The 21,363-nt window shown below is 40.8% G+C and carries 19 protein-coding genes; 18 read left to right on the top strand and 1 reads right to left on the bottom strand.

Translation table 11 applies throughout. The features are described from left to right. The first annotated feature begins 34 nt into the window (after positions 1-34). Positions 35-1,231: an iron-containing alcohol dehydrogenase gene (locus tag LG336_RS16420; RefSeq protein ID WP_404328560.1), complete on the top strand. Its 1,197-nt coding sequence runs from the start codon at positions 35-37 to the stop codon at positions 1,229-1,231. A gap of 117 nt (positions 1,232-1,348) precedes the next feature. After that, positions 1,349-2,806, top strand: coding sequence for a CoA-acylating methylmalonate-semialdehyde dehydrogenase (locus LG336_RS16415; protein WP_404328559.1), 1,458 nt, complete (start codon positions 1,349-1,351; stop codon positions 2,804-2,806). A gap of 187 nt (positions 2,807-2,993) precedes the next feature. Here the strand turns inward: LG336_RS16415 and LG336_RS16410 are convergent, their stop codons facing one another. Then, entirely contained in the window at positions 2,994-5,873 is a 2,880-nt protein-coding gene (locus LG336_RS16410) for a BTAD domain-containing putative transcriptional regulator (protein ID WP_404328558.1), read from the bottom strand. A gap of 395 nt (positions 5,874-6,268) precedes the next feature. Between LG336_RS16410 and LG336_RS16405 the strand changes: the two genes are divergently transcribed. The 16 genes from LG336_RS16405 to LG336_RS16330 all read left to right on the top strand — a co-directional run bounded on the left by LG336_RS16405 (position 6,269) and on the right by LG336_RS16330 (position 21,302). Continuing rightward, positions 6,269-7,507: an LLM class flavin-dependent oxidoreductase gene (locus LG336_RS16405; protein ID WP_404328557.1), complete on the top strand. Its 1,239-nt coding sequence runs from the start codon at positions 6,269-6,271 to the stop codon at positions 7,505-7,507. A 12-nt stretch (positions 7,508-7,519) separates the two neighbouring features. Further along, positions 7,520-8,335, top strand: coding sequence for an alpha/beta fold hydrolase (locus tag LG336_RS16400; RefSeq protein ID WP_404328555.1), 816 nt, complete (start codon positions 7,520-7,522; stop codon positions 8,333-8,335). A 146-nt stretch (positions 8,336-8,481) separates the two neighbouring features. Further along, positions 8,482-9,030, top strand: coding sequence for an NADPH-dependent FMN reductase (locus LG336_RS16395; RefSeq protein WP_404328554.1), 549 nt, complete (start codon positions 8,482-8,484; stop codon positions 9,028-9,030). A 735-nt stretch (positions 9,031-9,765) separates the two neighbouring features. Further along, entirely contained in the window at positions 9,766-10,536 is a 771-nt protein-coding gene (locus LG336_RS16390; protein ID WP_404328553.1) for a citryl-CoA lyase, read from the top strand. 60 nt (positions 10,537-10,596) lie between these two features. Next, positions 10,597-11,259, top strand: coding sequence for a 3-oxoacid CoA-transferase subunit A (locus tag LG336_RS16385; RefSeq protein ID WP_404328552.1), 663 nt, complete (start codon positions 10,597-10,599; stop codon positions 11,257-11,259). A 6-nt stretch (positions 11,260-11,265) separates the two neighbouring features. Continuing rightward, entirely contained in the window at positions 11,266-11,931 is a 666-nt protein-coding gene (locus tag LG336_RS16380) for a 3-oxoacid CoA-transferase subunit B (RefSeq protein WP_404328551.1), read from the top strand. Between the two features lie 723 nt (positions 11,932-12,654). Beyond that, complete coding sequence (locus LG336_RS16375) at positions 12,655-13,629, top strand: ring-cleaving dioxygenase (protein WP_404328550.1); 975 nt, start codon at positions 12,655-12,657, stop codon at positions 13,627-13,629. Between the two features lie 15 nt (positions 13,630-13,644). Beyond that, positions 13,645-14,292: an alpha/beta hydrolase gene (locus LG336_RS16370; RefSeq protein ID WP_404328549.1), complete on the top strand. Its 648-nt coding sequence runs from the start codon at positions 13,645-13,647 to the stop codon at positions 14,290-14,292. A 375-nt stretch (positions 14,293-14,667) separates the two neighbouring features. After that, positions 14,668-15,747 carry a maleylacetate reductase gene (locus LG336_RS16365; protein ID WP_404328548.1) on the top strand — a complete coding sequence of 360 codons (1,080 nt, stop codon included), beginning with the start codon at positions 14,668-14,670 and terminating at the stop codon, positions 15,745-15,747. Between the two features lie 163 nt (positions 15,748-15,910). Further along, positions 15,911-17,161, top strand: coding sequence for an MFS transporter (locus LG336_RS16360; protein WP_404328547.1), 1,251 nt, complete (start codon positions 15,911-15,913; stop codon positions 17,159-17,161). A gap of 71 nt (positions 17,162-17,232) precedes the next feature. Beyond that, positions 17,233-17,631, top strand: coding sequence for a DoxX family protein (locus tag LG336_RS16355; RefSeq protein WP_404328546.1), 399 nt, complete (start codon positions 17,233-17,235; stop codon positions 17,629-17,631). A 66-nt stretch (positions 17,632-17,697) separates the two neighbouring features. Next, positions 17,698-17,970: a hypothetical protein gene (locus tag LG336_RS16350; protein WP_404328545.1), complete on the top strand. Its 273-nt coding sequence runs from the start codon at positions 17,698-17,700 to the stop codon at positions 17,968-17,970. A gap of 655 nt (positions 17,971-18,625) precedes the next feature. Then, entirely contained in the window at positions 18,626-19,486 is an 861-nt protein-coding gene (locus tag LG336_RS16345) for a DUF3231 family protein (protein ID WP_404333197.1), read from the top strand. A gap of 31 nt (positions 19,487-19,517) precedes the next feature. Beyond that, positions 19,518-20,186, top strand: coding sequence for a hypothetical protein (locus LG336_RS16340; protein ID WP_404328544.1), 669 nt, complete (start codon positions 19,518-19,520; stop codon positions 20,184-20,186). 121 nt (positions 20,187-20,307) lie between these two features. Then, complete coding sequence (locus LG336_RS16335) at positions 20,308-20,760, top strand: MarR family winged helix-turn-helix transcriptional regulator (protein WP_404328543.1); 453 nt, start codon at positions 20,308-20,310, stop codon at positions 20,758-20,760. 26 nt (positions 20,761-20,786) lie between these two features. Next, positions 20,787-21,302, top strand: coding sequence for a GNAT family N-acetyltransferase (locus tag LG336_RS16330; protein ID WP_404328542.1), 516 nt, complete (start codon positions 20,787-20,789; stop codon positions 21,300-21,302). Positions 21,303-21,363: the final 61 nt, after the last annotated feature.

Below are 21,363 nucleotides of genomic sequence, written 5' to 3'. Positions count from 1 at the left end.
ATGAAGTATAACTAAACAAGGGGTGAAAACAAAGGTGGATAACTTTGCAATATTACGCACACCGAAAACGACCTACTACGGCCGCAATGCATTTCAAAATGTTGGAACGGAAGCAGCTCTAAAAGGGAAAAAGGCATTGATTATCAGTGACAAAGTCATGGAGAGGCTTGGTTATGTCAAGGAGTGCCAGCTACAGTTGACTAAACAGGGAGTACAGAGTGAGGTGTATCTCGGCGTACTTTCCGAGCCGACAGATCAATATGTAGCGGAGGCTTTAACAATCCTAATAAGGGAGCAATGTGACCTGGTGATCTCGCTAGGAGGGGGAAGTTGTATCGATACAGCTAAGGCCATCTCTGTTCTTGCGACAAATGGTGGATATATTGGTGACTATATGGGCGGAAAAAAAATCGCTGGAAATAGCCCGTTCCCGCATCTAGCAATTCCAACCACTGCCGGGACAGGATCGGAGGCAACAGATGTCACAGTAATTACAAATACATCGAATGACGTGAAAATGATGATCAAGCAACCAGCCTTTATGCCAGACGTGGCGATCGTGGATCCCTTATTAACTCTTTCCTCTCCCAAGAATGTAACAGCCGCAACAGGGGTAGATGCATTGAGTCATGCGATAGAAGCGTATCTTTCGAAAAAGGCGCACCCCATGACGGATACGCTTGCATTATCCGCGATCAAGCTGATTATCGATCATCTGTTCATTGCTTTCAATGATGGAGAAAATCTCGATGCCCGTGAAGCGATGTCGCTTGGCTCCTACCAAGCAGGAATGGCGTTTACAAATGCCTCTGTTTGTTTAGTTCATGGAATGTCCAGACCCATCGGGGCCCTCTTTCATGTTCCACACGGAATCTCCAATGCGATGCTCCTGCCGGCAGTCCTTGAATTCAGCAAAGAGGCGTGTATTGATCGTTTAGCGGATATTGGAAGAATATTTGACCCAGAGAATGAAAGCCCTTCCAATTTGGAGGCAGCTGATGTGGCTGTTCGTTCAGTTAAGGCTCTTTGTCGCCAATTAAACATCCCTAATTTAAAAGGGTGGGGAATCGACCAAGAAGCATTCGAAAATGTTGTTGAGAAAATGGCCTTTGATGCGATTGATAGTGGGAGCCCCGGCAATAATCCAAGAGTACCGACGTTCAAGGAATTAGTTGAACTTTATCATGTTTGTTATACGTACAAGTTTAGCAACGAAGAAAAAGTGCTATAAGTTTCGTAAGGGAACCGAAAATGAATAGGTGACGATGTATTGCTTGATTGCTCCATTTTTGCTATCCATTTTTTTGACGACGAAGAAAATCCATTTCATGAAAAGGGGAAATGTAAGATGACAACAACCACCACTCAAATACTAAAGAACTTTATCAATGGACAATGGGTTTCATCACAAACAGAAAAATATGAGATCGTCCCAAACCCAGCAACAGGTGAAGAGCTTGCACGAGTTCCAATCTCCACGCGCGAGGACCTTGATGGGGCAGTTCGAATAGCGAAGAAAGCATTTAAAACTTGGGGCAAGACACCGGTACCAAAGCGCGCTCGTATTCTATTTAAATATCAGCAATTATTGGTCGAGCATTGGGACGAGTTGGCAACCTTGATTACCAAGGAAAATGGAAAAAGCTTCAAGGAAGCGTATGGAGAAGTTCAGCGTGGAATTGAATGCGTGGAATTCGCAGCTGGTGCACCATCCTTGATGATGGGAAAACAACTTCCTGATATTGCCACAGACATCGAATCAGGAATGTATCGTTATCCAGTAGGGGTGATTGGGGGAATTACGCCATTTAACTTTCCAATGATGGTTCCTTGTTGGATGTTCCCGCTTGCAATTGCGTGCGGCAATACATTTGTATTAAAGCCATCTGAACGTACACCACTTCTTGCAAATCGTTTAGCAGAATTGTTTAAAGAAGCAGGTCTACCAGACGGAGTCTTTAATATCGTCCACGGTGCACATGATATCGTGAACGGGTTATTGGAGCACGAGGATGTTCCAGCGATATCCTTTGTCGGATCACAGCCGGTTGCTGAGTATATTTATAAAACGGCAGCGGCAAATGGCAAGCGCGTTCAAGCTTTAGCAGGGGCAAAAAACCATTCCATCGTGATGCCAGATGCTGACCTTGATACATCTGTAAAAGAAATCATCGGCGCTTCCTATGGATCTGCTGGGGAAAGGTGTATGGCATGCTCTGTTGTCGTTGCTGTTGGGGATGTAGCAGATCGATTAATTGCGAAGCTGAACGAAGAAGCAAATAAACTTACAATCGGGAACGGTTTGGATGAAGATGTTTTCTTAGGCCCAGTGATTCGCCAGGAAAATAAAGCAAGAACAGCGGACTATATTGAAATTGGAGTGCAAGAAGGAGCTTCCCTCATTCGTGATGGTCGTAACGATGAAGCTTACCATACGAAGGGCTACTTCATTGGACCAACTATCTTTGACAATGTCAATCCTTCTATGAGGATTTGGAAGGAAGAAATCTTTGCACCGGTTCTTTCGATTGTTCGCGTCGACAGTTTAGAAGAGGCAATCGAATTAACTAATAAGTCGGACTTCGGAAATGGGGCATGCCTATTCACAGACAGCGCCAAAGCCGTTCGCTACTTCAGAGAAAATATTGAAGTGGGTATGCTAGGAGTGAACATTGGGGTTCCTGCACCAATGGCCTTTTTCCCATTCTCCGGATGGAAGAACTCCTTCTATGGAGACCTTCATGCAAACGGAACAGACGGAGTCGAATTCTACACAAGACGCAAAATGCTAACAGCACGTCACTAAAATCCATTTAAAAGAGCAGGCGCTTTCAGGCGCCTGCTCTTTTGTTATAGAATTTGCCCGTAATACCACGTGGACCTCCCTCCGTGGAGTAAGTAAGGGAAACGTGCTGGATCACGTGGACCAACCGATTGATATGAAAAGTGCTAGCTAGTTGCCCGGTCGGCTATAGGTCCAAGCCTAGTCATTTTTATACAGATTTTGAATAGGTGTTAAACATCGCTTCAATTTTTTCTACGACCGGAATTCCAAGCTCTTTTTCGATCATTTGTTGATAATGCTTCGAAACCCTTTTGGCATGGAGCAACATCTTTGCTTTTAAGAGCTTCTCGATATATTCAAGATAAATCGATTCTTGATACGGTTCTTTTTTTAATAATTTGTCATAATAGGTTTGTCCATTTTGAGTATCGTTCATTTTCCAGTAGTATTCAGCCAGTTCTTGTAAGAGATTAATATAAAGGACTCGATACCGTTCTCGCTCTAATTCTAAAAAGATATTATACGGATATCCTTCGAAATAGTCTCCTTTATATAAAGATTCTGCTGCTTTTAGGTTTTTTACCCGTTCCAAAGGGGTAGAGGAGTTTCTTGGATCAACTAGTTGCGAGAATTCATTGTTATCAAGATACAGGTGTTGAGCATTTAAAAAATAATGCTCGCCATCGCGTTGGATATACCGTGAGGATGGCCCTTTTTGTAAGTTTGGCTCTAATGCTTTTCTTAGATAAGATAAGGCTACGTAAAACTGGTTATTAGATGATTCTAGCAACCCTCCAGGAAAAATTTCGTCGAGGATGCTTTCTTTGTTTATTTTACTCCCTTGGTGGGTAATTAAATATTGTAAAAGCTGTAAACTCGCTTTGCGTTTAATATGAACGCTTTTATGATTCACACTAAGTTCAAAGTTTCCTAATGTTAGTATTTTAATACCATGGTGGGTCGTTTCCTTGTTTTCTTTGATTACGATAGGTTGCTCGACCGTTTTCATGTCGTGAACTTCGGTCTGTTTTTCCGGGACATCGGCCTGAGATGGGGATGTAAGCCAGTCATAGTTTTTCTCCTTGCGGGTTTCTTGGAATTCTTGTAATCTAATCGAGACTAAGTCTTGTTTGCCTAATTTGGAATAGAGGGTGACTTGCAAATGAGCGATTTCACATTTCAAATAGGCCGAGTGAACGACGTACGTATAAGCCTTCGATAAATAATGTTCTGCTAACTCCCAATCTTCCATTTCAATATAAGTGGTAGCAAGCTCCTTATAAACCCAAGCTATCGCATATTCTAGTTGAAACTCTTCTGCGAGAACCTTCGCTTTATGGATCCATTCAAGTGCCTTTTCATATTCTCCAATTAAACGAAAATATTTTCCCATTGAACAATATGGATACACGATCGATGCGTCGTGCCTCTGTTTCGATATTTTAAGTGTCTCTTCTAGTAAAATTTTCGCTTTCTCCAATTTGTTTTTCATTAAATGGACTTCAGCTAAAACCCAAGAAGAGATGTGATTTGGGTGAAAGAAACTGTTTAAATTCGGATACGATAACGATTCCTGTGCTGCCTGTAGGGCTTGATTGTATTTTCCCATATAGAAGTAAATAACAGATTGCAAGGATAGATTAATGGCAATCATTTCATGATCCTTATTTTTATAGGAAGTTTTTAAGGAATCTGAACAAAGCTGTTCGGCTTTTCTGATTTCTCCGTTGTAAAAGTAAGCGGCTGAAAGCTGATGTTTGTAATGAACAATTGATAATGGATTAACATGTTCATCGTATTTTTCTAAGTTCTTTTGCATCGCAGGAATAATTTTTTCCAATACGTTTAATGGGATGCATTTGACAAGAAATAAACTGATACTTGCTGTATGTAGTCTCGGGGAAACTTCTTCAAAAAACCAATCAATAAGGTCGACAAACTTAGCTGGTGGATAAAATTCCTTCATTTTAGCCATGATATGGGTCGCAACAAGAAAATTGTTACTAGACATGGCATGGGCAAAGGCATGAAAAAAATCCTTTTTCTCTTCATAAATTTTTGAAAGCTGTTCATGAAACTCTCTTATTTTAGAATGATCGAAACTTTTTGCTAACTGGTTGGTGAGGAAGACACGAAACAGGCTGTGATATCGGACATCCCCATTTTCATTTTGATAGATAAATAGATGGTTTTTTAAAAGGTGGTCAAGCACTTGTTCAGTATGGTTCCGATCTAAGTACTTATCAATAACATCTGAACTGAGCTCATACATGATACAGGTTTGATAAAGGAAAGATTTAATTTCTTCACTTTGCTTTGCAAGAATTTCTTCTCCTAAATAATTATAAATATCTTCTGTTCCTTTGAAATTGATCCAAAAGGACAAACGGTCTGAAGCGTCAGTATCCTTCATTAAGTCCTGTAATAACTGTAAACAAGCGGCCCATCCGTCGGTTTTGGAGTGAATTAAATAAATTTCTTTCGGTTGTAAGCTGATCTTGTGCAAAGAAGTAAAGTATTGAAGGATTTCATTTGGGGTGAATTTCAACTCCTTTGTCCGGAGATAAGCCAATTTATTTTTTAATTTCAAGTTGACCAATTGTAAATTTGGACGAATTCGACTAGTGATGATAAAGGTTACATAAGGAGAGACATGAGAAATGATGCTTGTAAGCATTTGTTCAACTTCTTCACTTTGGTCGATGGTTTGGTAATCGTCGAGGACGATGATTAACCGTTCCGGCCATGACGCTAAAATACTAATCATATTGTCAAGCTCTGCTTCTAGCTCATCGTTCGAAATCTCACAAATGACCTTTTTCCCTGATATTTTCCGCATAATCAATGTTTTAAAATAGGATAGAAAAACAGCAGGGTTGCGATCCATTTGCGATAATTTGTACCAAATACATGGCAGGTTGTTTTCCTTTATGAAGCTAGAGACGAGTGTTGTTTTCCCGTAGCCACCTTCACTGATTAGACAAATGAGAGAACAATCTAGGTGTTCATTTAAATAGCTAAATAACCTGTCTCGAATCAGATAAGGCGAATAATGGGGAACGCTTACCTTTGACTCAAAAAATAGCATATTGTCCCTCCTTTAAATTGTAAGCGGATACATTAATATTTTAAAATATTATGAAAATTATAACATTTACTCATTTAATACTATTTACAATGTGTTTAAATGTCAATAGGTTAGTTAGGGGTATTGTAAGATTTTGCAACCCTACCAGATAGGTTCTGGATAAATAAGCTAGGAACAAAAAAGAAGAATTGGTAAATTGTAAGATTAGCTAAAACCTTGTGTAAGGATGCAGTTAGGTAGATCTTTTATAGTGATGGTAATACGGAAACAAAAGATAGAAGAAAGGGGAGATGACATTCATTTAATCTCATTTCCTTGTACTCTGGAAATGGCGGTAAGCATTTGCATGTAGCTTTCTCAAAGTAAAATACTTATTTGAAAATGGAGGGAAAAGAATGAAATTTGTATTCATGAACTTAATGTCCTATCGTGATTTGCCTGAAGATTTTACAGAGAAGCACAAGAGTGTGTACATTTCCATCCCTAATAGTCTTTATGATCCAGAAAAGGGTCATGAAATGTACAACGATTTTATCGATCAATATGAGCTTGCGATTGATTTAGGCTTTGATGGAGTCGGGGTGAATGAACATCATGCGAATGCTTATGGAATGATGCCTTCCCCGAACATCATTGCCGCGGCTTTGGCTAGAAAGGTGAGAGAATCCGAGAAAACCGCCCTCATCGTCCTAGGAAATAGTTTAGCTCTATATAATCCGCCGATTCGAGTCGCTGAAGAATTAGCCATGCTCGATAATATTACGGGTGGGCGTTTGATTGCAGGTTTCCCAGTCGGAACATCGATGGATACAAACTATGCGTATGGAATTAACCCAGCAGAATTAAGACCTCGTTACTATGAAGCACATGATTTGGTGATGAAAGCATGGAAGGAAAGGGAAGTATTCCATTTTAACGGCAAATTTAATCAGCACCGATATGTAAACGTTTGGACGCGTCCATATCAAGATCCAACTCCACCGGTTTGGATTCCAGGAGGAGCAGCGAGTCAAGAGACATTTGACTGGGTGGCCGAAAATGACTATCAATATAGCTATCTCAGCTTCTATGGACATGAATTTGCGAAGGATAAATTTGAAAAGTTTTGGAAGCGTCGTCAAGAACTAGGGTTAGATAAAAACCCTTACAAAGTAGGGTTCGTCCAAATGATTTGTATTTCGGAAACAGATGAAAAAGCAAAAGAAGAATATGAAGAGCACGTAAACTATTTCTTTGAAAAGAGCTTCCATGTTTCACCTGAATTCGTAGAAGCCCCTGGTTATCGGACAGAAAAGAGTGTCAGAGCTGGGATGCAAAGTCAGTATGGAACAGAGAGTGCAGGTGCCAAACTAAGAGCAGGCCTTACTTGGGAGCAGATGGTGGAAAATGGATATGTCATTGCGGGCTCTCCTGAAAGCGTTGTCAAACAAATCAGGAAAGCGGTTAAAAACCTTCATGTCGGCCATTTCATTGCGTTATTAAACCACGGTTCCATGCCACATGAGCTGGCGCTTAAAAATATCCGCTTGATGGGCGAAGAAGTTATTCCACATGTTCGTGATATTTGGGGAGATGAATATGAGGTTCAGAACTGGCCAAAAATCGAGCAAAAGCCAGCTGTACAAAAAGCATAGAAGGAGGAATGGATGATGTCTACACCAAAATTAGAAACCGTTAAGGTAAGAGATGGAATTGAAGCAAAGGTTTTGGTTGCAGGAGAAGGAAAGCCACTTGTTTACCTTCATGGTGCTGGTGGCCTTCAATGGGATGGATATTTAGATCAGTTGTCGCAGCATTATAAGGTTTATGCCCCATATCATATCGGGACCGGTGGCTCGGTTGGCAAAGATGAGGTACGCGACTGGTGGGATTTAGTGCTTTATTATTATGAGCTGTTTGATGCCTTAGGCTTAGAAACAGTGGATGTAATCGGACATTCATTTGGTGGAATGGTCGCGGCTGAACTAGCATCTACCAATCCAGACCGGGTGAAGAACTTAGTGTTAGTTTGTGCTGCTGGACTTTGGATTGATGAGACACCAGTCAAAGATGTTTTTACGATGTTAAACACACCAGATGTATTATTCCAACACTTATTTGCTAATCTAAATTCGCCAGCAGCTCAAGCGTTTGCAAATGCGATGCCAGAAGAACGGGAAGCGCAGATTGAATTTGTAGTCGCTCAAAATACAGCAGCAGCGGAAGCAGCAAAGTTTATGTGGGGGATTCCTGATAAGGGCTTGAGCCGAAGAATCCACCGGGTGACAGCGAATAGCTGCATTATTTGGGGAGAAAAAGATGCCCTCATTCCAGTTGATTACGCCTATGAGTTCCATAAAAAGCTTCCAGGCTCAAAGGTAGCAATTATGGAAAACTCGGGTCACTACCCACAGGCCGAGGAACTTGAAGGCGTCGTTACCGCCACGTTAGAATTTCTTCAAGCCGCACCTGTGACAAAATGAACTAGGTTATAAGTCAACTAGATTTATTGTGAAGTAGCCACTTTATAGTGTTATAAATCAATGAGTCCCTTTCATTATTAAAGGGACTCATTCATCTATAAAAGGGATGAGGAAAGAAAAAGTTGCGGATTTAAGGAGGAATGGAAATGAAAGTCATTGGGATATCTGGCACGATCATCGGCGAGAAAATGAGTGCTGTAGTGAGGAGGGTATTGACGGAAATACAGAAGGTGGATCCAGATGTTGAGGTAGAATTGCTTGATTTAAAAGACTATCATCTTGAATTTTGTGATGGGCGCGACCCCGAAACGTATGAAGGGGATACCAAAAAAGTGATTGATATCATGAATTCAGGTGATGTGTTTTTATTTGCCACTCCTATTTTTAATGCTTCATTGTCTGGACCTTTAAAAAATCTAATTGATTTGACCCCCGTATCTACACTTCGAAACAAAGTGATGGGATTCATTGCGACCGGTGGGACCTATCAACATTATCTTGTCATTGAAAATCAGTTAAAGCCGATTGCCGGATATTTTCGGGCTTATGTTGCACCGAGTTCGGTTTATCTAACGAGAGAGCATTTTAATGGAAACACGATGATTGAAGATGAGGAGATCCTCAACCGTATTAGTAACCTAGCCGATGAATTAGTTCAAATGCAGAAGTCTTTAAAACCAAATGTTAAAGTTTAGTAGCTGCGAGCATATGAAATTAAATAGATACTATTCGAGGGGATGCTGAAAATGAAGCCTCTCCTATTTTTTTAGCCCCGTGTATCTGCAATCCCTTTTATTCCCCTGTTTATAACTATTGTAGTGACCAATCTCCACGGCCTACAACCGAGATAGGGCGGCAATAGGCGTTCATGAGACCCATTTTTTGCTTTCGGATGCAATTTTGGGCGCCATGAAGAATTCATGAGACCCTTTTTCTGTTCTCGGATGGAATTTGGGCTCCATGAAGCGCTCATGAGAACCTCTTTCTGCTCTCGGACGTAATTTTGGGCTCCATGAAGCGTTCATGAGACCCTTTTTCTGCTCTCGGATGGAATTTTGAGCTCCATGAAGAATTCATGAGGCCCTTTTTCTGTTCTCGGATGGAATTTTGGGCTCCATGAAGTGTTCATGAGACCCTTTTTCTGATCTCGGATGGAATTTTGAGCTCCATGAAGTGTTCATGAGAACCTTTTTCTCTTCTCAGATGCAATTTTGGGCTCCATCACCCTCATTGGTGACCGACATCCTATAAAAATGGGTTACTCGCAGAAGTGTGAACATGTGAGTTAAGGAACAGCGAAACTAGTTTAACCCACAAAAATGAGTGTTTTGTAAGATTAATCTGCTTTTCAGTAAGAAATTAGTTAGAAAGATATCTTATAGTTTGTTCAATGAATAGATAGGTAGTTTTCTAAATAGGAGGAATGATTCATGCAATTTGAAACGAAAATTGGCAGGTCGACAAAAGAACATCTTTATGTCCATGGCTATGATTTAGCTGAGGATTTAATTGGAAATATCACACTTGCGGACATGCTTTTTTTAGGAGTGAAACACCGGAAACCGACCGAACAGGAATCGAAAATGCTGAATGCGACGTTGATTGCGATCTGTGAACATGGGTTTACACCAAGTTCACTCTCTTCCCGCTTAACATATTTAGGAGCACCAGAAGCGATTCAAGCGGCTGTCGCTGCAGGACTGCTTGGGGCAGGTTCGGTTTATTTTGGTGCCATGGAGTATGTCGCTGAAATGCTGCAAAAAACGTATCAAAAGCATGGCGATGATTACTCGACGGAAGAATTAGCGGGGCTTGTCATCCAAGAAAGAAAAGAACAAGGCCTACAACTTCCAGGGTTTGGTCACCATATTCACAAGCCGGTCGATCCGCGTACTCCTAAGCTATTTGCTATCGCAGAGGAACTAGGATTCCTAAACAAACATTCTCAGCTATTGATAGAAATGCATAAACAATTCTGCCAACAAAAGGGGAAAGAAATTACCTTAAACGTGACTGGCGCAATTGGGGCCATTCTTTCAGATATGGACATTGATTATCGACTAGTGAAATCATTTGCGGTTGCAGCAAGGGCGGTTGGGTTAGTTGGTCATATCGCCGAAGAGATTGAAACAGGCCGCGAAGAATCGGTCGCACAGCAGGTATTTGAGTATGTCGAAAATCATACAGACTACAAAGGATGAGTAGATAAAAGTTTCATAGTATGGAAGGTTCTTATTTTGAGAATGGAGGGCTTAAACACAATGATCAATAAGGTGTTCAATTCTGCTGAAGAAGCAGTTGCTGACGTATCGGACGGAAGCACAATCCTATTTGGGGGTTTTGGTGGAGCTGGTGTCCCCTATGAAATCATTTATGCCTTGTGTCACCAGGGAGCCAAAGGGTTAACGGCAGTCAGCAATAACCCTGGATATCATGAGGAGGGCATCGCAAAATTAATTGCGGATGACCGGATTTCAAAATTGCTCTGTTCATTTCCAGTACAAAAGGACAGCTATGTGTTTAAAGAAAAATATAAGCAAGGAAAGATTGATTTGGAATTGATTCCTCAAGGAACACTTGCCGAACGAATTCGAGCGGGTGGGGCTGGGATTGAAGCTTTTTACACGCCCACAGGCGTTGGGACCGAAATCGCAGTAGGCAAGGATGAGAAAGGATTTGATGGGATTCCTTGTATTTTAGAAAAGGCGATAAAAGGCGATTTTGCTTTTATTAAAGCAAAAAAAGCAGATCGCTGGGGAAATCTTGTTTATAACAAATCAGGTCGCAACTTCAATCCAGTTATGGCGATGGCAGGAAAAATTACGATTGCCGAGGTCGATGAAATTGTTGAGGTAGGAGAATTAGACCCTGAATCGATTGTGACACCAGGCGTTTTTGTACAACGTGTTGTGAAAAGGAGCTGATATAAATTGGATAACCGATTGTTAACGAGAGAACAAATTGCTAAGCGGATTGCCAAAGAGCTGCGCGAAGGCGATGTCATAAATTTAGGAATTGGAATTCCCGTGCTTGTTAGTAATTTTGTTTCTCCTGAAAGTGAATATGTCTATCATAGTGAACAAGGGGTCTTAGGCATGGGATCATTGGCGGAACCGAATGAAGCAGACCCCGATTTGGTTAATGCATCAAAAGAACCGGTTACCCTCGTACCAGGGGGAAGCTTCTCTCACTCATCAGACTCTTTTGCGATGGTAAGGGGAAAACATATTGATGTCGCGATCCTTGGAGGCATGCAGGTTTCAGAAAACGGGGATTTAGCAAATTGGAAGGTGAAAGACGTGGGCCTTGGTGGCATAGGGGGAGCGATGGACATTGCGATCGGTGCAAAGGCTGTATACGTAGCGATGACCCATACCAATAAAGATGGACGCCCGAAAATAGTGAAAGAGCTAGATTATCCAGTCACAGCGCTAAACTGTGTAAGCTCTATATTTACAGATATGGCCGTCATTGAAGTAACGAGAGATGGCCTAGTTTTAAAAGAAATCGCCCCAGGTTTTACGGCGGAAGAAGTTCAACAAGCAACCGAGCCCAAATTGATCCTTTCACCAAACTTAAAGGAAATTGCAGTCTAGTATCATAAGAGATTCATAAGGTGTCCCCAGCATTTGTTGGGGACTTTTTGGTCTTATTAATAGAAGAGAGATTTTTTTTAGGCCATGTTAATAAAACCCTTGGTGAAAACAGGTTGATTGGAGCGGAAGGCACGAAGACTCCTGCGGGACTACGGGGCAGGGGAGACCTGGGTTGAAATGGTCCACGTGAGGGACCAATTAACCCCACAGGCGCTTTAGCACCGAGGAGATAGAAAAGCGGAAGCGCCTTGTTCAGCCCCGACAAGCGCTGGAGGTCCGGAAGATGAAGTCGTTCTTTGACTTCACCTGACGGACCATGAAAAGCGGAGGCGACTGCCCAGGGACGACAAGCATAAGACGGGCCCTGTATGAAGGTGTTCTTTACCTTCTGAAAGGGAGTGGCTTATGACTCGAGTCCCTATGAGCCGGAGCTAGACAAGAAGCGACTCGAGGGGCTAGGCGCTGCAGCTATAGACAGGCTCCCCGGCACGCCCGCGGAAAGCGAAGTGCATGGAGCGCAAATCAACCTTCCCCTTTTCAACAGAGAGACTATGAACAAAAGCCTACACAAAAGTAGTTTTTCCATTTTAATTATTTGTTAGAAAATAATTCCTCTTTGTAAGGAAAGCCCTTTCATTATGTAAGTAACTGGTTAGAGCGATTTTTTATAGTAAATGTAGTGGAACACCACAACAAAAAAAGTTGTTTGAGGAGGAATAGGAGATGTTACAAAATTTAATTCATGGGATTCACCACGTAACAGCAGGGGTAGCAGGTGCACAAGAGGATGTAGACTTTTTTACTTCTATTGTTGGCCAACGATTGGCGAAACAAACCGTATTAATGGATGGTCCATTACCAATCTATCATTTGTATTATACGAATGCGGATGCGGAAATCGGATCAGCGATGACAACCTTCCCTTATGGAAAGGCTGGAATTAAAGCAAGAAGAGGATCAGGACAAGTTAAAACAACGTCCTATACCGTTCCTTCAGGTTCATTACCATTTTGGGTTAATCACTTTAACGAGAGCAACATCGAGCATGGGGAGATTGAAGAGCGTTTCGGAAAGAATCGCATAACCTTCCAACACCCATGTGGCCTAGAGTTTGAATTTATTGAAGATGATGCCGATACTCGTAAAGGATATGTAACCGATAAGGTTTCCATTAAAGAAGCGGTAAAGGGCTTCCATAGTGTAACAATGTCTGTGCGTGAAGTAGAAGAACAAGATCGCTTCATTAGAGAAGTGTTAGGCTATGAGTTTACAGGTCGGGAAGGGCAATACTACCAATATGAATTAAATGGTGGCGGAGCGAATAAAACGCTATACGTCATTCATGAGCCAGATCTTCCACAAGGAAGCTGGGGCCTTGGAGCTGGAACGATTCACCATGTGGCCTTTGCGGTTGATACGGATAAAGAATTAAATGAAGTAAGAGAATTGGTCACAGGCTTGGGCTATACCGATATGTCCGAAATTAAAGACCGTTATTACTTCCATTCCGCGTATGTAAGATCACCTGGTGGAATCCTTTGTGAGTTTACGACTAGTGATATCGGTTTTACCATTGATGAGTCTTTTGAAGAGCTTGGACAAACCTTGCACCTTCCACCTTGGAAACAAGATGATCGTGATGAAATTCTTAGTCAACTTGAACCGGTTACAAACCCTCAAAAACCGTTAGTAAGGTAAATTAGGGGGGAACTGATGAATATTCATCTTCAACAGCCAGTGGTCACACGCGGTGTTCCATTAATGAACGCGAAGGCCGTAGTCTTCATGGTACACGGACGCAATCAAACGACGGATTATGTCATGAACCTAGTTGACCGGTTAAATCTGCCTGACGTTCATTATGTTGCCCCACAAGCCGCTGAGAATAGTTGGTATCCGAAGGGGTTCATGGAGAACCTCTCCGAGAACGAACCCTACTTAAGCAATAGTTTAGACTGTTATGAGCACCGTATTTCAGAGTTGGCCGAACTCGGGATTCCTAAATCAAAAATGATCCTATTAGGTTTTTCACAAGGAGCATGTTTGACAGCTGAATACGTCCTGCGAAACCCTGAGCGGTATGGTGGAGTGATCCTCTATACAGGGGGAATCATTGGACCACTTGGAACGGATTGGAACATGAGAGGTTCCTTAAATGGGACACCTGTTTTTCTAGGCTCAAGTGATGTTGATGAATGGGTTCCGGAGCATCGGATTCATGAAACAGCCAACCTGTTTGAAAAGATGGGGGCCAACACGAAAACCGTTATCTATAAAGGGATGGGGCATCTCATTAATGATGCGGAAATTGATTTTGCTAGAGGGATCATTCGGAACGTTCAGGCTAATAAAATAGGTTGAAAAGATGAAGGTATCCTTGGATTCGATTTGTAGCTGAAGGGAATCTGAAAATAGGATGATTTAAGAATCCTTTATGATTCCCTTTGCCCTTCCTGAAAAGAAAAAGCCAAGTTTATCGCTTAAGCTTTTCTTATGGAAGGGTTTTTTGTATTTAAAAAGGCTGGTTTTCGTAAGATTGTTGTTAAAATCCTTTAGCCGATTTTAACGCAAGGTAAGCTATTTTTGTACGTTACAGTAGGTTTGCAAGCTCTTTTCTCAGCATTAAAAAGCTATTTTGCAGTGACACAACCTTCATTCATCCTATTTTGTATCGAAAAACAACAATGTTTGAGAAAAGAGCCTTTTAAAATTCCTGAGCAAGGGAGAATTATCAAAATGAAAGCGTTTTTATACGAGAGTCAAAATGCACGTGTGAAGTTTGGGGTTGGATTCCTTAAGGAAGTAGGAAATGAACTCAAAGAATTAGGCGGGAAAAGGGCGTTAGTGATAGCAACTCCAGAACAAAGGGAGCTTGCGAATGAAGTGGCTACTTTACTTGGGGACTTATGTGCAGGAATTTATACTGAAGCGATCCAACATGTTCCGAGAGAATCGATTGGCCAATCCATGCATGTTGTTCAAGAATTACAGATTGATAGTTTTGTTCCTGTTGGCGGAGGCTCTTCCATTGGTCTCGCTAAAGCATTAGCATTAGAAACTTCATTTCCCATTCTCGCCATTCCAACAACCTATGCTGGATCAGAGATGACACCGGTTTGGGGAATCACTGAAAATGGTCAGAAAAAAACAGGGAAAAACATGATTGTAAAGCCGAAAACCGTTATTTATGATCCAAATTTAACAGTCACCTTACCTCCAAGCTTAACGGTAACAAGTGGAATGAATGCGATTGCTCATTGTGCAGAAGGGCTTTATGCCGAAAATGCGAACCCAGTCATTTCTATTATGGCAGAGGAGGGAATTCGTGCCGTAAGTTCTTGTTTACCAAGGATTTTAGAAAATCCAGAAGATATGGATGCACGATCGGAAGCCTTATATGGAACCTGGATGGGTGGGACAGTACTAGGGTCAGTAGGAATGGCTTTGCATCATAAGTTATGTCATGTACTTGGTGGCAACTACAAGCTACAGCATTCTGAGACACATACGGTTATTTTACCTTATGCGATTTGGTACAATTCCACTTATGCCCCAGAAGCAATGGCGAGAATAGCCCGGGCGATAGGTTCGGAAGTAGACGACGTCGCAGGAGCGATATTTGACCTCTCGAAATCCCTTGGTGTCGCCGTTTCCTTAAAGGAAATCGGCATGAAAAAGGAAGACCTTGACGAAGCAGCAGTGATTGCGACGAGAAATCCGTATTATAATCCACGTCCAATTGATGGTAGTGCGATTCGTAGTTTATTAGAGTATGCGTTTATAGGAGAAAGACCGGTGCAAGGAAGAACACTGTGATTTAGGAACTTGTTTTATCAGTGAAATCCCAAGGGAAGTAGATGTTCAGGGTAAATGCTCCCATTTTCTAATTAACAATACAACTTTACCGTTGAACGAAACGAATGAAAGAATTAAAAGGTAAGTCCCTTCGTTTTTAAAAAATTTAAATGGGGTGCAATTTATGGAAACTAAAAAGTTCTGGACCTATGAAAATAAATTACTAATCTTGCTATTCTTTGTTTGGGGTTTCGTATTCGTTGACCGCTTGGCACTTAATTTCTTATTTCCATTCATGACGGAAGAATTAGGATTAACGAATACCCATATTGGAATCATAGTTTCAGCATTTTCTTTAACCTGGGCTTGCTCGGGTTGGTTCGGCGGTTTCTTTTCAGACAAAATCGGTAAAAAGAAAAATATTTTAATGATTTCTGTTCTTTTATTTTCGTTTTGCTCTCTGTTAACAGGGGTAGCAAATGGATTTTTAATGTTAATCATCTTTCGAATGTTAATGGGGGTCACAGAGGGGCCAGTATTCCCAGTTGCTCAATCGTTGTTATCTGTTGCATCCTCACCCCACCGTCGCGGGTTTAACATGGGCTTGTTCCAAAGTTCATCAACCGCTTTGTTGGCCAGCTTCTTAGGGCCAATTATTATTGTGGCATTAGCGAATACCTTTGGCTGGAGACCAACATTTTTCCTTACAATTATTCCAGGTTTAATTCTCTTCTTCTTTATTTGGAAGGTTGTAAAAGAACCAGAGGAATTAACAGTTGAAGATGAAAAACCAGAGGAAAAAGTTCCCTTGTCATTAGTTTTGAGAAATAAGAATGTAGTCGTCTCCGTTTTTGTTGCCATCTTTACTGTTACTTGGTATATCAATATCAATACTTTTACCCCTCTATATTTAGTCGATAAAGGAATGTCCCCAAGCAATATGAGTTTTATCATGGCTGCATTAGGATTAGGCGGCATTCTTTGGGGGTTTGGTGTTCCTGCAATCTCAGATAAGATTGGCCGGAAACCTACGATGATTCTCTTTTCGTTTTTAACCGCAGTTGCACCATTAGGGTTTATTTTATTAGGCACCAGTCAAATGGTATGGTTAATGATCGCCGCATTTATCGGCAATGTTGGGGTAGGGACAATGGTACTGTCTATGTCAAATATGCCGTCGGAATCGGTTCCGGCTAAATATGTGGCAACAGCTGTCGGTTTCATTATGGCTATGGGTGAACTGATTGGCGGCGTGGGATTTACAACGCTAGCGGGTATAGCAGCAGACAAGTTCGGGTTAGTGGCAACGATGTGGATTGCCATTGGTAGTACGGTACTATGTGGTTTCTTGGCATTCCTTTACTATGAAACAGCGCCAATTAAAATAAATAAACAAAAGATACAACAAGATGCACCTACTGGGACTGAAATCTAATCAATGCAAAACCACTGAGAAATAAGATTACAAAGTGATGCCTTGAGCGAAGTGGAAGGAATGATAGAAGGATGATAAATATCGGGATACTATTAATTCGTTTGGTCATTGGGATCTTATTCATTGGACATGGAGCTCAAAAATTGTTTGGCTGGTTTGGTGGTCATGGATTACAAGGGACAGGAGGTTGGTTTGACTCCATTGGAATAAAGCCTGGAGTAACCATGGCATTGGTTGCAGGGTTAGTCGAACTTGTGGGCGGAGTGATGTTTGCCGTAGGATTTTTAACTCCACTCGCAGGAATTATGATTGCCGGAACCATGATTATTTCGATTGTAAAGGTACATGGCTCAAATGGGTTATGGGCCCAAGCAAATGGCTATGAATATAACCTAACTTTGTTGGCTGTTGCGATTGGGATTGCTTTAATCGGACCTGGTCAATATGCGCTAGATTCATTTTTATTCTAAAATATTGAGGTTCGGGGAGGTACCCTGTGCTTCTACCTGAAATTCCTGGAACAGGGGGGCGAAAGCATGCGGGAAAAGAAAGACAATGTCATCCATTTACCTGATTTGTCCTTCGTACAATGGTGTGAAAAAAGTTACGGGCTTAATCGAGGTGTTTACAATACGATTGATGCTTGGTTTTATGAGAATGGAACGAAGGATATCCTTAAGCGAAGAAAATTGATTGTCTATTTTTTAAATCATTACAAACAAGATCAATTCGATGGGAAAAGAATTAAATTTGGGCACGGACGTTTAACATCATTATTATCTGAATATTCAAATAGAAAGGCGGAATAAAGGGGACAGGGAAGGGCTCATGCCATACTTATTACTTATTTATTAAAATTTGCTCAAACATAAGAAGACAGTGTGGGACGTCTATCCTTACGCATTTGAAGATGTTTAATGAAAAGTAGTCTTCTCGATTTGAGAAGACTTTATTTTTCGGTGTGCGCCAGTATGAACTATAACTTGGTGGTGAAAGTCACTAATTGCTTAGCAGTACGTACTGTTAGCATAGCAAAAATGTCTCGGTCTATGAAACTCTTCGTCCGTCTTGCGCTAACGTACATTTGGTGGGAGACATAATGAACCATGAGCATAAGAACTCTGTTGTTTTCAACTAGTTCAATATGTCCTATTTCAAGGCCAGCCTGAAAAAGTCTAGATGCACGATTTGTTCATGATACCTATTAATAATGAGTCGGGATAAGATGAATGAAAGGTTAAACGCGATTACGACACCAATATAAATAGTCCTCCAAATTGAGAAGACTATTTTTTCTGTACAAGGGGCTTGATGGATAACAAATAGTCCACTACAGGGGCATTGACAGTAAGTCAATAACAAGGTTGTCATGATGGTACTATCATGCATAAGTCTAGTTCGTATCGAAATACTAGATTGTGAAGGGGTGTTTATTATGAGAACGAAAGAAGAAAATAAGCTGCTATAAGCTTAACTACCACTGAAATTTCAAATATTTGGTCAGCTCATTTAAAAATAACGATGGAGCTAAGGTTATTTGAATATTTTTATGAATCAGTGGAGCATCCTGAAATTAAAAAAATTATTGAAAAGATGATTACTCACTCGAACCAGAATCTGACTGAACTAAAGAAGCTATTTACCCAAGACGGTCTTACCCTGCCAACGGAAAGTGAATCATCCCCAGATGACAACGAGGCACAATCAGAACCAAAGCTTGTTGAGATTGTAAAATCTACTGGTGGGGTTTGGAAAGATTCAATTGATACAGTTTGGGTTCATTCTGCTGCCATTTTTGAAAATACAGGTGATGTTCCTATAGAAATTGGAGAAACACAGATGAACTTTAAAGGTCAAGACGGAAGCATTTTGGGCACAGCTACAATGGTTTATTCGGTCCCAGGTGTTGTCGATCCCGGTGAACAAGCGTATATCTCCGAAACCACAATTCTAGAGGGAATTACTGACCCTAGCGACTATAAGGAGACCACGTATAATTTTTCATTTGATGAAACAGATGGGAATGCGAATTTACTTGAGGTTTCAGGTGTGAAAGGGTTTCTAGGGACGGATGAAATGTCTTCACCCTATCGAGTGACAGGACTTGTAAAAAATACAACAGATAAATTACAAGATGATATTCGGATTTCTGCAGCGTTACTTGCGGAAGATGGAACATTGTTAGGTGTGTTAAATGGAAGTGTCGATGTTGGGGTGAATTCGGGTTCTGAAGCTGGCTTTGATCTAAGCTACCCCGAGGTTCCAAAAGATATTGCAAGCAAAGTAAAAACGGTCGAGGTTAAGGCATACGGTTGGACCTGGTAAACATTGAAAAAAGCATGATAGGAGAGTTGATATGATTAAGAAGCCCCTTTTTTCCTTCCTATTCATTATAGCATTGCTGACGGCTTGTTCATCTGCAGATGAAGAAAAAGCAAATCAAGATCAGGCTGGGACGGAAAATGGTGAAGAAAACAGTGAGCAAATTGAAGTAGATAAAGGGCTGTTAAATGTTGAAATAACATTGCCTGCTACGTTCTTTGAAGACGAGGAGGACCTTGAAAGCACCAAAGCCGATGCAGAGAAAGAAGGCATTAAAGTAACAAAGAACGATGATGGTTCGCTTACTTATAAAATGTCCAAAGCGAAGCATAAGGAAATGATGCAGGAGATGCAGACAGAAATGGTTGCTTCAATTGATGAGATGAAAAATAGTGAAGATTTTACATCGATTCAAGATATTACTCATAATGATTCATTCTCAGAGTTTACCATGATTGTCGATAAAGAGGCATACGAAAATAGCTTTGATTCGTTTGCGGTCTTCGGTCTTGGTTTTTCAGGAATGTACTATCAGTTGTTCAGTGGAGTAAATCCGGACGATTATAAAGTGGACATCATTGTAGAAGACGCTGATACTCAAGAAGTAATCACTGAGGTAACCTATCCAGATGACTTGGAAGAATCCGAAGAAGAAGGACAGGAGTCAGATCAAGGACATGCAGGCACTCATACGGGGGGCTGAGTGGGACAGAGGGACAGGTACACTGTCCCTTTTTTTGTTGCAAATGCAACGAAATTACGGTAACTTTAATGTAAGTTGATTTTATTGCATTTGCAACAAAACATGTGCAAAGGAGCTAACGATGAAGGAAATTTTACGTGAAATAGGAATGATTGCGAGGGCATTAGATTCTATTAGTAATATTGAATTCAAAGAATATGACCTTACAAAAGGGCAGTATTTGTACCTAGTGCGAATATGTGAAAATCCAGGAATCATTCAAGAAAAGTTAGCGGAGATGATAAAAGTGGATCGGACAACAGCAGCTCGTGCAATCAAAAAGCTTGAAACAAATGGTTTTATTGAAAAGAAAGACGATCAAGATAACAAAAAAATAAAGAAACTCTTTCCAACAGAGAAAGGGAATAACGTTTATCCTTTAATTCTAAGAGAAAATAATTATTCTAATACCATTGCATTAGATGGATTGTCCGAGAGAGAAGTAGAAACCATATCTAACCTTCTTCAAAGAGTAAGAAAAAATATCGAAAAAGACTGGGAGAATGTAAAAAAGGGAAACAAGAGAAATTATTAATGATATTAAGGAGCGACCTAATTAACATGAACATAAATACAAAACAGTGTACCCTTGGGGATTTACATCAACTTCAAGAAATTAGCTATGAAACATTTAATGAAACTTTTAAGCATCAGAATTCACCCGAAAATATGAACGCCTATTTGGAAAAGGCGTTTAATTTGACGCAATTAGAAAAAGAGTTATCTAATCGTTCTTCGCAATTCTTTTTTGTTTATGTTAATCAAGAAGTAGCTGGATATTTAAAGGTTAATATCAATGATGCTCAGACTGAGGAAATGGGGAACGATTCACTTGAAATCGAGAGGGTCTATATAAAGAATAAATTTCAAAAGCATGGGCTTGGTAAATATTTGCTAAATAAAGCGATAGAAATTGCGGGAGAACAGAATAAAAAGAAAATCTGGCTGGGCGTATGGGAAAAAAACGAAAATGCAATTGCGTTTTATAAGAAAATGGGGTTTGTTCAAACTGGAGCCCACTCATTTTATATGGGTGATGAAGAACAAACAGACTTTATTATGACGAAAATAATGTAGCAAGACAGAGGGACATATACACTGTCCCATTTCGTTCGAACCCTGGGACAATGAACCTGTC

This window comes from Mesobacillus maritimus (genome assembly GCF_044803185.1).
GTDB classification, from domain to species: Bacteria; Bacillota; Bacilli; order Bacillales; family Cytobacillaceae; genus Mesobacillus_B; species Mesobacillus_B maritimus_B.
The sequence above is the reverse complement of the archived record's forward strand: the minus strand, read 5'-3'. Positions and strand labels throughout refer to the sequence as shown.